Source organism: Dysgonomonas sp. 511 (genome assembly GCF_010501105.1).
Lineage (GTDB): Bacteria > Bacteroidota > Bacteroidia > Bacteroidales > Dysgonomonadaceae > Dysgonomonas.
On sequence record NZ_QVMQ01000005.1, the window covers coordinates 50261 to 65450 of the forward strand.

8 protein-coding genes are annotated in these 15190 nt (G+C 43.2%); 6 read left to right on the forward strand and 2 right to left on the reverse strand.

The window, feature by feature from the left end:
- The first annotated feature begins 47 nt into the window (after positions 1-47).
- The 6 genes from D0T57_RS03370 (at position 48) to D0T57_RS03395 (ending at position 9664) form a co-directional block, all read left to right on the forward strand.
- Positions 48-980: a FecR family protein gene (locus D0T57_RS03370; protein WP_163270889.1), complete on the forward strand. Its 933-nt coding sequence runs from the start codon at positions 48-50 to the stop codon at positions 978-980.
- A 253-nt stretch (positions 981-1233) separates the two neighbouring features.
- A complete protein-coding gene (locus D0T57_RS03375; protein ID WP_255490476.1) occupies positions 1234-4485 on the forward strand; it encodes a SusC/RagA family TonB-linked outer membrane protein in 3252 nt (1083 codons plus the stop codon).
- Positions 4486-4515: 30 nt separating this feature from the next.
- Positions 4516-6117 (forward strand): SusD/RagB family nutrient-binding outer membrane lipoprotein, encoded by a 1602-nt coding sequence (locus D0T57_RS03380; protein ID WP_163270891.1) that lies wholly within the window; start codon positions 4516-4518, stop codon positions 6115-6117.
- Positions 6118-6139: 22 nt separating this feature from the next.
- A complete protein-coding gene (locus D0T57_RS03385; protein WP_163270893.1) occupies positions 6140-7288 on the forward strand; it encodes a glycoside hydrolase family 18 in 1149 nt (382 codons plus the stop codon).
- A gap of 26 nt (positions 7289-7314) precedes the next feature.
- Positions 7315-8523: a DUF1735 domain-containing protein gene (locus tag D0T57_RS03390; RefSeq protein WP_163270895.1), complete on the forward strand. Its 1209-nt coding sequence runs from the start codon at positions 7315-7317 to the stop codon at positions 8521-8523.
- A gap of 82 nt (positions 8524-8605) precedes the next feature.
- A complete protein-coding gene (locus D0T57_RS03395; RefSeq protein WP_163270897.1) occupies positions 8606-9664 on the forward strand; it encodes an Ig-like domain-containing protein in 1059 nt (352 codons plus the stop codon).
- A 130-nt stretch (positions 9665-9794) separates the two neighbouring features.
- On the opposite strand, the gene D0T57_RS03400 is transcribed toward D0T57_RS03395, so the two are convergent.
- Complete coding sequence (locus D0T57_RS03400) at positions 9795-14042, reverse strand: acyl-CoA dehydratase activase (RefSeq protein WP_163270899.1); 4248 nt, start codon at positions 14040-14042, stop codon at positions 9795-9797.
- 24 nt (positions 14043-14066) lie between these two features.
- Positions 14067-14699: a TetR/AcrR family transcriptional regulator gene (locus tag D0T57_RS03405; protein ID WP_163270901.1), complete on the reverse strand. Its 633-nt coding sequence runs from the start codon at positions 14697-14699 to the stop codon at positions 14067-14069.
- Between the last annotated feature and the right edge of the window lie 491 nt (positions 14700-15190).

Sequence of the window (15190 nt, forward strand, 5' to 3'; positions counted from 1 at the left end):
GTAGGGTTATTAAATGCAAAGGTGTCTTAAATATATACAGAAAACTTATGGATAAGAAAATATTACACAATTTATTCAGCGGAAAGGCTTCAGAGAAAGAAAAAGAATACATCAGCGATTGGCTCGACGAAGCTGCCGAACATCAGGACGAAATGGTTCGCGAAAGAAAATTCTATGATATGCTCTTATTCCTGAAAAAAGATAAAGTGAAACAATCCGACTATGACAATCCATTCTGGAAGAAACGATGGCTTGTAGAAGTCGTTAAGATTGCGGCAGTATTTCTTCTTATGGCAGGTATTAGTATATATTATGTTTCGAGGCAACAGGATAAATTAGGCGAATACGCCCAAACTGTCTCTGTTCCGGCAGGCCAGCGGGCAAATATAACATTGGCCGATGGAACTAAAGTTTGCCTTAACTCAAACTCGGAGTTGCTGTATTCTCCCTTTCTTGCAAGCGACGAAAGGCGGGTGTACCTAAAAGGAGAGGCTTTTTTCGATGTGACTCACGATGCCTCGAGCCGTTTTGTTGTAGAAACAGCCGACTACAGCGTAGAAGTATTAGGCACCCAGTTCAATGTAGAAGCCTATCCCGATTACGAATTTATAACCTCCCTGCAAAGTGGTAAGGTAAGTATAACAAACAATGAATCTCGAAAATCTATTATATTGCACCCAGGACAGCAAGCCGTTGGCGAAAATGGTAAGATGCAGATAAGGGATATTGCAAATCAAGATCTTTTCAGATGGACAGAAGGACTTGTTTGCTTCGAGGATACTTCATTCGAATCGCTGATGAAACAGTTTGAAAAAAGCTATGGAGTTAAAATTATTATCCAGAATCCGACTCTAAACAATAAGTTTTCCGGCAAATTCCGCGTATCGGACGGAATAGAACATGCTTTCAAAATATTACAGAAAAACTCAAAATTTATTTATCAAAGAAATGAAGACAAAAATATTATATACATCAGATAACACATAATTATTAACCAAAATCTAATCCTATTATGACTTAAATCTAATCTTTCGCCTGCTATTTATCCCCCAAAATAGCCTGCAGATGTTCCTACACATCTACAGGCTAGTGGATCAATCCGGCTCAACTTCATTAAGAAGTTGAAACCCAGAACAATCGAATTAATAATTAACAAACAAAAGTATGAACAAAAAAGGTTTTCCACAACAAAAACACCTTTTTAAGTTTAAAAGGTACCTTATTATTTTGTGCATGGCACTCTTTGGCATACATGCAACATCTGTTTACGCCCAAAATGGGCAGGTGACATTGACTATGCAGAATGCTAAATTAAAACAAGTATTAGATGCCGTTGAAAAACAAACAGATTACCTCTTCGTGTACGACATGAAAGTGAATGCTAGCCAGCAAGTCTCAGTAAAAGCAGACAAAATGCCTGTGCAGGCCTTTCTCAACCAGTTGTTTGCAAATATCGGGATAACCTATACTATTGAGAATAAAACAATTTCACTTTCCGCTGTAACCCAGTCTGTAGACAAACCCAGGATTATCTCAGGAAGGGTGATTGATTCGGGCGGAGAACCTGTAATTGGCGCCAGCGTGGCAATAAAAGGAACAACTACAGGGAGCTTTACCGATGTAGACGGCAACTTCTCTATCTCTGCGGCAAAAGGAAATACATTGGTTATCTCTTATTTGGGACATACAACCAAAGAGGTTGTTGTCGGAAATACAGTCGCGCTTCAGGATATAATCCTGAAAGAAGACAATGTGGCACTGGAAGAAGTAGTAGTTACCGCTCTGGGTATAAAAAGATCGCAGAAGGCTCTTAGCTATAATGTGCAGGAAGTGAGTTCTGAAAACGTAACCACAGTGAAAGACGCCAACTTCATTTCGTCATTGTCGGGAAAAGTTGCCGGAGTGAATATTCAAAGCACATCCAGCGGTGTTGGTGCTATGAACCGTGTAACTATGCGTGGATCAAGGTCGATACTAAGAAATAACAATGTATTGTATGTTATTGATGGTATTCCTACATTCAACCAATCTACCGGAGGAGGCCTCAACGACCAATTCGGCAGTGAGTCAGGCTCGGAAAGTATTGCCGACATAAGCCCCGACGATATCGAAAGCCTGTCGGTACTCAATGGCCCTGCTGCTGCTGCCCTTTATGGTTCCAACGCAGCCAATGGTGCAATATTGATAACAACCAAGAAAGGAGCGGTAGGCAAACCGAAAGTGAGCTATTCCAATCAGACAACATTTTCCAAACCATTTATACTTCCTAAGTTTCAGAATACGTATGGAAATAAATCTCAAAATTATGACAGTTGGGGAGCTAAAATGGAAAAACCTTCGTCATACGATCCGGCAGACTTCTTCAATACCGGTGTCACCACTCAGCATTCGCTTTCGTTGACCGTAGGTAACGAGAAAAATCAAACTTACGTATCGGTAGCAGCATTAACATCGGATGGCATTATCACCAAAAGTGGATATGACAGATATAATTTCTCGTTAAGGAATACAACAAACTTCCTTAATGATAAACTCTCGTTAGACTTCGGATTTAATTTTATTAAACAGGGAGACCGGAATATGATAGCTCAGGGAATGTATTTCAACCCGTTGACATCGGTGTACACTTTTCCTCGTGGCGAAGATTTCAATCCTATCAGGTCTTACGAATACTTCCACGAAGGGCGTAATATCATGTTCCAGTTTTGGCCTTACGGCGACCAGGGACTCGATATGCAAAATCCTTACTGGATAGCAAACCGCAATGTGTTTACCCACGATAAGAAAAGATACATGGCCAATGTGGGACTAAAGTATCAGGTATTAGATTGGCTTAATCTTGCCGGACGTGTCCGCATAGATAACTCTTACACTGAACACGAACGTAAAATGTACGCGACCACTCCTGCGCTTCATGCCGGAGGGCCATCCACTGAGGAATCGAAAGGTTTTTACAGCTATTACAAGACCAATGGTGAGCAGACTTATGCCGATATCATGGCCAATATAAACAAAAGCTTTAATGATTTCTCTCTAACGGCAACTATAGGGGGAAGCTTCGAGAACTTCAAACACGACAGATTAGGTTCCAGCGGAACGCTCAAGAGTGTACCTAATGGATTCTACATCAACAATATCCGTTTCTCGGAAGAGCCTACATCATCAAACGATTATTACAAAGAACAGACACAGTCTGTTTTTGCAAGTGCCGAGCTAGGATGGAAAAGTATGGCATACCTCACTCTGACAGCCCGCAACGACTGGAACTCAGCTTTAGCAAATATGCCTGATAAATCTTTCTTCTATCCGTCGGTAGGTCTTTCAGGTATTATATCCGAAATGGTTTCACTGCCTAAATTCATTTCATTCCTCAAAGTTCGCGGATCGTATGCCGATGTTGGTAATACAATCCCTCGCCAAATAACCTCCACCGACTATATCTGGGATAACGGCACAAAAGGCTATAAAAAACCTAACTACATGAAGTTGGAGGAATTATTTCCTGAATCTACCCGCTCGTGGGAGGTCGGTATGGATGCCAGGTTCTTTAGGAATACATTAAAAATGGACTTGTCTCTATACAAATCAAACACTTACGATCAAACACTTCAGGTTCCTATTTCAACCACAACCGGATACTCCTCTAAATATATCCAGACAGGTAATGTGATGAATAAAGGATTGGAGTTCAGGCTGTCGTATAGCCCTAATTTTGGAAAATTCAAATGGGAGACTACGTTTACAGCAAGTATTAACAAAAACACGATTATCGACTTAGGCAAATACCAGGATGAAACCGGGAAAATTATTCTCCTCGAAGACATGGGGCAAGGTAGTACCGGCTCAACTGAAATAAGACTTACCAAAGGCGGCTCGCTTGGTGACATTTGGGCTACAAGGGATCTAATGTACGACAATAATGGAAATGTGTATGTAGATGTAGATGGAAATCTTTCTACTGTGGCAATAAAAGAAAAGGTAGGTTCTACCATGCCTAAATGGAAACTGGGATTCCACAACTCTTTTGGATGGAATGATATAACAGCCAGCTTCCTCATTTCGGCACGTACCGGAGGACAGGTTATTTCTCCTACCCAAGCCATACTGGATAGTTATGGTGTATCTAAGGCTTCGGCTCAACTGCGCGACCAGGGAGGCAAACAGATAAACAATGGCAAAATAGATGCAGAAGTTTGGTACAAAACAGTAGGTGGACTGCAAGGAGTATATAAATACTATGTCTACGATGCTGATAATATACGCTTGGCTGAAGTTTCGCTGGGTTACGCATTGCCAGCATCCTGGTTCAAAGGACTGATGAGAGCACATATTTCATTTGTCGGGCGCAATCTCTGGATGATTTATAATAAGGCTCCTTTCGATCCCGAAAATACTCCTTCTACCGATAATTATTATCAGGGTATAGACTTTTTCATGCAGCCGAGCCAACGTAATTTCGGATTTAGTGTAAAACTGGACTTCTAACAACCAATAAATATGATCATGAAAAAAAATATGATATACAGGAAATATAGCCTTATATTGATGACGGCTATATGCATGATGCTGATTTCTGGATGTACTGACAACTTTGATGATATAAACCGTCCCCGTACTCCATCCGAAGAAGAGGCTAAAGGAGATTTCTTTTACATAGGAGTGCATTACAAGGCTCTGCAAAACGGGGTAATCTTGTCGCCGGCCAACCGTTATCAATATGACGAAAACCTTTCGGGGCAGCCATATGCGCGTTATCTTACAATAACAAAGGATAACTGGAATATGACAAACTTCGGTGTATTTAATGCATCGAATCAATTCCTCAACAATTTGTTCAACTTTCATATGACCGACGTCTACGTACCTTGGTTCGAGCTGAAACGGTTGTTGACTGTAGAAGACGATAAAGAAAACCATTATTCATGGGCATGGGCCGAATTGCTACGCGTGGCCGCAGTGCACCGTATCACAGATATCTATGGCCCTATTCCATATAGCAAGGTGAAAGATAATACCGGCTCGCTACAAGTGGCTTACGATAGCCAGGAGGATGTGTACAAAGGTTTGTTCGAAGACTTGGACAAAGCGATAGAAATCCTGACCGAATATGTACAGTCGGGAGCAGCTTCGCAAGTATCAGCATTCAAGGAATACGATATGGTATATGGCGGAGATTTTTCTAAATGGCTCAAATTTGCCAATTCGCTCAAGTTGCGGATGGCCTTGCGTATATCTTATGCCGACAAGGCTAATTCTATAAAATATGCAAGAGAAGCCCTGACAAATCCCGGAGGCATCATTACATCGAATGATGAGAATGCACAACTTAGCGTTTTCCCTAATCCCCTTTTCACTATGTGGGGAGCCTACGCCGATACTCGTGCCTGTGCCGAAATAATGGCATATATGAAAGGATACGAAGACCCTCGCCTGAAATTATATTTCCAAAAGGCTACCAGTAAAGACGATTATCTGGGGATGCGTCTGGGTATTGCTATCTCCAATCATACTTGGGCTACAGGTTTTTCGGCTCCGCTAGTAGGAGAGACAGATCCTCTGCTATGGATGAGTGCTGCCGAAATTGCCTTCATCAAGGCCGAAGGCAAAGCTATATGGAAGTGGGATTTTGTGACGGAATCGACCGAAGAGTTATACAACCAAGGGATAAAACTTTCGTTTGCACAATGGGGAGCCAAAGAAACTGAAGCAACCGCTTACCTGAACGATATCACCAAAACTCCTGCTGCATTCAATGACGATGGCAATGCCGCATTATCGCCAAGCTCGATAACTATAAAATGGAATGAATCTGCATCTGACGAAATCAAGCAGGAACGCATCCTTACACAGAAATGGATAGCCCTTTTCCCTCTTGGAAATGAAGCTTGGTCAGAAAATCGCCGGACAGGATATCCGCGCTTTTTCCCCACTGTAGTAAGTCACAATCCCGATGGTATGTTGAGAATACGCGGAGCTTCGCGCATACCGTATGCACCACAAGAGGCTTTGGACAACCTGAAGAATTATACCAACGCTCTTCTACTATTAGGCAGCGGCAAAGATGATTATGGAACAAGGCTTTGGTGGGATAAAAAACCGAATAAACCTAATTTTTAGACTTTAAAAAACGGACAGAAATATGAAAACATCAATAATAAATTATAGAAGAATCATAGGCCGTTTGGTTTTGCCATTACTGGTTGCTGTGGTGATATTCAGTTCTTGTGACGACTGGACAGAAACAGACTCTATATACGAACCCGACCAAATAGAATTGGGGGCAGGAAAAGACGAAGCATATTATAAAAAACTAAGGATGTGGAAAGCTACATCTAAAGACAGGTCTATTTCTTTCGGCTGGTATGGTGGCTGGACGGGAATTGGCACCTATTTGGTCAACTCATTGTCGGGATTGCCAGACAGTATAGACTTAGTCTCTATCTGGGGTGATTGGAAAACAGTGAACGACGCTAAAAGAAGAGACCTTGAGTATGTGCAGAGAGTAAAAGGAACGAAAGTTACTGCTACACTTTTCACACAAAGAGTAGGTCAAGGCATGACACCGGCAGACGTAGAAGATGAAAAAGCATACTGGGGCTGGGATCCCAGCGCTACCGCGTTAGGCGCTGAACCCAACGAAGAACAGATAGCTGCCATACGCAAGTATGCCAACGCTGTGGTAGACACAGTTCTCTCTCGCGGATATGATGGGCTGGATATAGACTTTGAAGGTTCTGGAGACCTGATGAGCGGACAATACCGGTGGAAAGTGTTTATTGAGGAAATAGGCAAGCGCTTAGGACCAAAATCGGGAACTGGTAAATTGTTGATCCTCGACTATTTTACAGACTATATGGGTAGTGCCGTAGCTAAAGATCTGGCTCCTTATTTCAACTATTTTCTAGTTCAGGCATACGCATGGCAGGTAGGTACTACCTATACTGTGTTGAACAGCCGGGCGACTACTATTGTCTCCAGATATGCCGGAACTGGAGAAGGACAATTAAGTGCAGAAGAAGTGTTGAAAAGATTTCTTGTTAACGACAGCTTCGAACATGCATCGACTCTTGCCACTGGGGGATTACCTTTCACTCAGGAGGATGGGACAACAGCCCCATCGTATTCGGCAATGGCAGCATGGCAACCTCTTGTCAATGGCAAACGGTATGCCAAAGGTGGTTGTGGTGTATATCATATAGAATATGGGTATAGTGCATCGGGAGAGAACGGTTTTTATCCATATACACGAAAGACTATACAGATTATGAATCCGGCAGGAATTGAATAAGTATGAACCTCATTAAAAGTTGTAATATGAAAAGATTAATCAACCCGAAAAATATAATCCTTATACTTACATTTGTCTTTGCATGGGGATGTGGCGACGATGCTGAAAATAATGCAGTCGAGGATAATGTAGCATATATAAAGGATGCATATATGAAAAAATATGCCGAGCTCTATGTTGGGAACGAGGACGCTACTATTTTGGCAATCCCTGTGAGCATGACTCATGTGGACGAGGAGAAAGAAGTAAAGATGAATATCGACTTCTCTACTGAGGTATTGGATGCATACAACAAGAAATATAACAAAAACTATGTTATGTATCCAGCCGAAAGGAGAAAGTTTTTGTCGAAGGAAGTTGTAATAAAGAAAGGAGCAGCTGCATCATCGGCACAACTGGAAATCAGCCCTTTTACCCAAGATCTGAAAGACTCGGGAGATACCTATGCCATTCCGGTAACTATAGCAAAGGTTGACGGCGCCGGTATAATGAAAGGCTCTGAATCGTTTATTTATATACTTCGCGAAATTCCTATTGCCACCACAGGCTCGGTAAAGAGCGGAGCCAATTATATACGTTTCGCAATGCCGCAGGAGGAATATTTCGAATTTACTGCGTTAACGGCTGAATTCTTGTTTAACATAGAAACATTCTCTAAGACTAATAATCATGTGATGTTTTATAATAACGTAACCAGTAGTGCCAACAAAAATGAAGGAAGTATATTCACCCGTTTAGAAAATGGTTCGTTAGGTATCGACAATACATATTTTGAGTTTAGTATTGGTGATAATGTATTTGTAACAGGAACTCCTAACGGCGGAAAATTCGAAGTCGGGAAATGGTACCATATTGCATGCGTGTATGCCAGCAAGAAAATTTACCTGTATATAAATGGCAATCTGGCTGCTAAAAAAGATGTACCTAGATCATCATTCAAGTTGCACACAGAAGTAGCTACCAAGTGGGGTGGATTTAATTTTGGCGGTGGAGGCATTGGCCTTACCAAAGTTGCCGAAGTAAGACTGTGGAATGTAGAGCGGACTCAGGAACAAATAAAGGAAAATATGTACAAGGTAAACCCTAAGACAGACGGACTTCTGGGATATTGGAAAATAAACGAAGGTTCGGGTTATGAGCTTACCGATGCTACCGGCAATAGTCCTGAAAAGGCCTATCCTAATACGAAGGAGGAGCCGCAATGGTACACAAATCAACAGCTCAATGTGGAATAAACCAAATATTTAGCAGGAAGATTATGGATGTATTTTCCATTAATCTTCCTGTAATAAACCAAATATGAAAAACATTTGAAGTATGAAAAAAATTATTATAGGATTTGTTTTCTGCTTGTCTTTCTTCCTTGTTAGTTGCTCCGACGACGATAACAACGAAAGCACAAACGTAGAATCTATAAAGATACTGGAAACTGTGAATGATACTATTTACCTGTTTAACGGAGATGAGTATCGGATAAAATTGCAGACTGTTCCGGCTAATAGCGAGGTGAAATTTTATAGTACTAATCCTGTATCTTTCAGGGTTAACCAGAATACCGGACTTATAATGACTACAGCCGGAGGTGTGGGCACAGTTATTGCCTTTGCTCCCAATGGCGATGGATGGACAAAAGCTATAACTACCGTTTTTGTGACAGAATATGTTGAAAAGATTTCGGTCAAGGCAGGCAAGGAAACGCGTATCCTGGCCACAAATGGCTCTGCTACCTTGTCGAGTGATTTTGTTGTTTCGCGATTTACAGCCACAAACAAGAAGGTGACTTACAGTTCGTCAGACCCTGATATTGTGAGTGTTGATGCAAATTCCGGGCTTATCCGTTATGTATCCAGAGGGATAGCCGAAATAACAGCAAAGGCTGAAGACGAAGGAGGTGTTGTCTCCGATCCTATAACTGTTTATTCGGGTTATAAATACGTTGAGGTATCGAGAACTACCAACGGAGCGGTAGGTACTGCATCCGAGACTGCATCCGGCTACACTATAACGAGAGCTCACGATGGCAATACTACTAACAGTGCTAGCTATTGCTGGAGAACGACCGGGCTAAATTCCCCTGAATGGCTAATGATAGACCTCAAATCCAAAAAGGATCTTAGCCAGCTATATTTCAAGAAAGGCTATAATACCAAAACGATGGAAGTTTACTATCATCCTTCAGACGAGGACGGAATAACCGGCAACAGCGAAGGCTTTGTGCAGTTCTACTCTTATGTGTTCGCCAATTCATCATGGGCGACTGTTACTTACGACATATTCCCCGAAGTTATAAGTACGCGTTATGTGCTCATGCGTTTCCCTGATACCTACAACACGTATGTAGCCATGAACGAAGTAAAATTCTCGGTAGTAGAATAATATGAACATCTGCAAGACGGATGTGTACCCAATACAATGATATAGTTCTATAATGAAGAAGAAGGTGTCCCCAAAAGTAAGTTAAGGACACCTTCTTGCTATTTTATATTATATATGCACTTCTTTTCGTTTATATCATAAAATGCAAACGGTTTTGCAGGTTCACCTCAGCAATGCCGCCGTCGATATCCAGATACAGGATATTCATATTCGGGTAAATCTCTTTCATCCGTTTCTCCACCCCTTTGGCCACAATATGGTTGGCGATGCATCCGAATGGTTGCAGGCAAACCACCTTGTCTACACCCTTACGGGCATAGTGGGCTATCTCTCCGGGGATAAGCCAGCCTTCGCCAAACTGGTTCGACAGGTTCAGCACTTCCGATGCCGCTTCTGCTTTGGCAAAGATAGATTCCGAAGCTTCGTAGAACTTAAAATTGCTGAGTATCTTTTCGGCTTTCCTCACTTTACCGTTGATATATTTCCAGATAAGTGGTTTCAGGCTTTTGAAGAAAATACTCTCTTCGCTTATACCGATCTCTACGTTTACCTTGCTGTTTACAAAGAATTGCAGCAGGAAGTCGAGCAAAGGAGGGGTAGATACCTCCACATTCTTCGAGCGCAGCCACTCCGAGATATTTGCCTGTGCATAGTTGTTGTACTTCACAAATATTTCGCCGATAAGCCCCACCTTCGAGAATTTGCGGTCGTAGATAGGCACATCGTTAAAGTCTTTCACAGCCTCGTTCAGCAGACGGAACATCGTTCTCACATCTTTCGCCCTCAGGGCATCTATACCACGTTCGATATAGAAATCGAACACGGCCTGCGATGCTCCTGCTTTCTTTTCGCGCACCGATATGGCACTGTGCATCTGTTGCAGCCCATCGCCATAAAGAACGAGAGGAATGGCCAGTTTTGCTATTTTCTTCCATTCGAGCGAAAATTCACTTTCGCCGTTCTGGTACGTTTCGCCCGAACTAAGGGCTATGACAGGGATATCGTTGAACCCTGCATTCTGCAATCCGGTTTTTATCTGTGCTATGTAGTTTGTCGCACGGCATTGCCCTCCCGTCTGGGTAATGGCAAGCACAATATCTTTCACATCGTAGTTGCCCGATTGCAATGTTGCTATAATATCTCCTAAAACCAACGTAGACGGATAGCACACCTCATTGTTCCCGTACATCAGTCCGAGGTCGGCCGACAGCTTGTTCGATTTCGGCAGGTTTTCCACCTTCAGCCCCAGCAGGTCGCCAAGGGCAGGGGCAAACGGAGAAATGAAGTCGCAAAGCCAAGGCACAAGTATTGTTTTCCGACTGTCTTTTGCTTTCTTATATGGTACAGAGTATCCTTCGTATGAAGTAGCTTTATTTACTTCTACCGATTTAACAGCTTTGAGCGATTCCACCAACGAACGCAAACGCAGGCGGATACTGCCCGGACTGGCTATTTCGTCGATACGCAATACGGTAATATTCTTGCCTACAGCCTTTAATATATCGCGGGTTTCGTCCATAAAGAAGGAATCGGGTCCGCAACCAAACGAATTGAGTTGTATCAACTGTACATTTTGCGGCAGCTTGGCTACTTCCATTGCGGCTTGTACCACACGGTTGGGGTACGACCATTGCGAAACGATATTCAACCGGGTAAACCCGTGGCTCTCCGGCTTGCGGAATACATCGTCCGTCAATACCTTGACGCCCAGATCGGATAATATCTGCCCCACTTTCTGGTGGATAAGCGGGTCGGTGTGGTAAGGACGGCCGGCAACGACGAATACAAATTCGCCGCTCGCGATGGCATCGTCCAGTATTTCTTTCTGGAATCCGTATAAATCCCGTTTCAGGTTATCTCTTGTAGCCAATGCTTTTTGGAAAGCTTTTTCAAAAGTGCTTTTAGAAACTCCGAGTTCCGACAGGTAATTGAAGCATCCTTTTGCCAGTGCCTTATCGGTGCTGAATGTGATGACCGGTGCATCGAACGGAATGCCGTGCCTTCCCATCGGGTCTATCGAGCTTCTTATCACATCGGGATAACCGCTGACTACAGGGCAGTTGAACGAGTTGGACGCCTGCCCAAACTCTTTTTCTTCCTTCACTACCAGCGGATAGAATATCCGGTCTACCTTCTGGTCTATCAAGGCTAATATATGCCCGTGTACCAGCTTGGCAGGGAAACAGATATTGTCGGACATCACCCCTCCCACACCTTTCTGATAAAGCGGGAAGGTAGATTCGGGCGACAGGCGTACATTGAACCCGCATTCGGATAGCAATGTGTGCCAGAAAGGGTAGTTGTCGAACATATTCAGCACACGCGGTATGCCGATGGTACGCCCTTTCTCTATGTTTTCGGCTTTCACAGGATGGTCGAACAGTATTTGGTTTTTCCTGTCGAAAGCATTATAGCCTTCTTTGCGGTCGGCACTCTTGTTGAAGAATACCTTTTCGCACTTATTGCCGGCGTAACTGATATTGCCGTTGCTGAACTTGAAGCGAAGCACCGAGCAAAGGTTTGTACACCCTTTGCAGGTCAACTCGCGCGAATCTATTGAGGATACATCAAACAGGGCTTTTTCGCCTGCAAATGTCGTTTCTTCGTTGGTCTTCTGCCACAGGCGTTGCGCGTATAAGGCAGCACCAAGCGCACCCATCAGTTCGGGATGGTCGGTCGAACTAACCGATTTGCCCGACAGCATTTCCAGTGCGCGGTAAACAGAATCGTTGCGGAATGTACCTCCCTGCACCACGATGTTGTCGCCCAACAGGTTGAGGTTAGATATCTTAAGTACTTTGAAAAGGCAGTTCTTCACAACTGAGTAAGCCAGCCCCGCTGCAATGTCGTCATTGCCTGCATTTTCGCGAAGCGATTGCTTTACCTTCGAGTTCATAAAGACAGTGCAGCGCGAACCCAGGTCGCTCGGATATTTGGCAAGGCAGGCAGCCCGTGAAAATTCCGACAGTTCCATGTTCATGGTAGAAGCAAAGTTTTGCAGGAATGAGCCGCAACCAGCCGAACAAGCCTCGTTCAACTCTATATTCGATATCAGCCCGTTGCTGATAAAGATGGACTTGATATCCTGCCCTCCGATGTCGAGGATAAAGGACACATTCGGGTCTACATATTGTGCCCCCGACAGGTGGGCGATGGTTTCCACAATGCCGTGATCGAGTCCCAGAGCCGATTTCATAAGGTCTTCGCCGTAGCCTGTTGCTGCCGATGAAAGGAATTTTACGGTAACACCTTTTTCTTCGGCTTCTTTGTAGAAAGCAGCTAGTCCTTCCATCGCTTTTTTGAGCGGATTGCCTTCGTTGTTGCCATAGAATTTATAGATAATATTGGCATCGGAGTCCATTATCACAATCTTGGAAGTAGTAGAACCTGAGTCGATACCCAGAAAGCATTCTACTTGTTTTTCCTCTCCCAGTTGTTTGAATTTAAGGGCTTTTATATGGCGATTTTCATTCCATTCCCTGTATTGCTCTTCGCTATGGAAAAGCGGTTCGAGTGCATCGGTATGGTTCGATGTGGTTGTCTCTTCCAGCTTGCCGATCAGCACTTGCAAATCGAGTTCCCCGTTCTTCTCATCCTGATATAAGGCTGCACCCCATGCAGGGAAATATTCGCCGTTTTCGGGTACGATGATGTCCGAATCCTGTATTTTGAGTACCTCGCGGAAAGCATTGCGCAAGGCAGGTATAAACGTCAAAGGGCCACCTATGCAAATCACTTTGGGTATTACATCGCACCCGCGCGCCAGTGTGGTCACCGATTGCAGGGCTACGGCATGTAGGATGGATGCGGATATGTCGGCAACGGGAATATTGCGGCTGATAAGGTTTTGCACGTCTGTTTTGGCAAAAACCCCGCAGCGCGAAGCTATAGGCAATATCTTATCGAAGCCCAACGCTTTTTCGCCCAGTTCTTCGATAGGGATATTCATCAGGCTTGCCATCTGGTCGATAAATGCACCTGTACCTCCTGCACAACTTCCGTTCATGCGGATGTCGGGGTGACGCCCTTCGCTGAAAAATACCATCTTGGCATCTTCGCCCCCTAGGTCGATAAGGGTATGGGCTTCAGGATACACATTTTTTACTACTTCTACGGCGGCTACTACTTCCTGTACGAATGGTATGCCTACGCGCTCGCCGATACCCATTCCGGCAGAACCCGAAATGTGTATATCGAAAAGATTGGCAGGATATTTAGCGGCAACTTTCTTTAGTTCCGTCACCAATGTCTGCTGTATGTTTGCCTGATGGCGGCAGTAGGATTTATGGACTATTTGTTGCTTATCGTCCAGTACAACTATTTTTACAGTTGTCGACCCTACGTCGATTCCCATTTTATATTGTTGTGTCGTATCCATATTCTATTCTATGTAGTTGATTCGTTATTTTGTTTCCTCGTTGGGTTTTAGTGCGTTGAGCGTGAACTCTATGACGTATTTTTGATGATTGGCTATCAGTTCGTTGTAAGTGTCGAGTGGAATATCCATGAGCGTCATTGCCAGTGTGCCAAACATGAAAGGAAACATGGACATAGATAGGATGTTCAGCAAGAAATCGGCGGCAGGGGTTTCCCTTATCGTTCCTTTTGCCACTTCTTCTTCTATGCGTTGCTCTATCTTACAGAAAGACCCATATGGATTACGTTTTTTTATCCGTTGCGTCAGTCCTTCGGGATTGAGGCTTACTTCGTTGAGGATGAAAGCAGCGATTTGCGGGTATTCGAACAATATCTCGTAGTATGTCCGTATCCATGTTTCTATCAGTTCGAGGAAGGGCAGCTCGGAATTTATGGTTTCGAACAGCCGTTTGGTAAGGACATCGAGTGCATCCTCGAATATGATCTCGAACAGGTTGTATTTCGACTTGAAGTAGTAATTGACCATCGCCACATTTGTCTCCGAGGCTTTGGCAATATCGCGGACGCTTGTCCCCTTGAAGCCGTTTTTGAGGAACAGGGCTTGCGCTTCTTTTTGTATGCGGTCTTTTACGACCGACGAGTCTTCGTTGTTAAACATGTGTTCTAAACGTTTGTTTAGCGCAAAGGTATGGAGGAAAATTTAGTTAAACAAGTGTTTAACAAAAAAGATATGGGTAATCAGATCGAATAGTCGTAGAAAATGTGAATGTGCAGGGCAAACTTTATGTAAAACACTGTGTGCTTTTTAGTTAAAAAACAAAGGCGAGCCTGATAAGACTAATGGCATAAAAAAGTAACACACTTACAATTTATCTCTCACAACTTTATCTATATTACGTAGAGTGTAAAGTTGTTATATAATAAAAACTCATAAAATTCAGAACGATAAAAAATGTGTTACAAGTGTTACTTTTTAGAGATACAAGATACCAGTAGACGAGTTAACGAGTTGGTTTCTGATAAAATATGAACTCGTATCTCGTATCTTGTCTACTTGTATCTAAAGAGAAGGTAACAATAAGAAAGTAATGAGAAGGTGTTACATGTGTTACTTTTTGGAGATACAAGATACCAGTAGACAGGTTAACG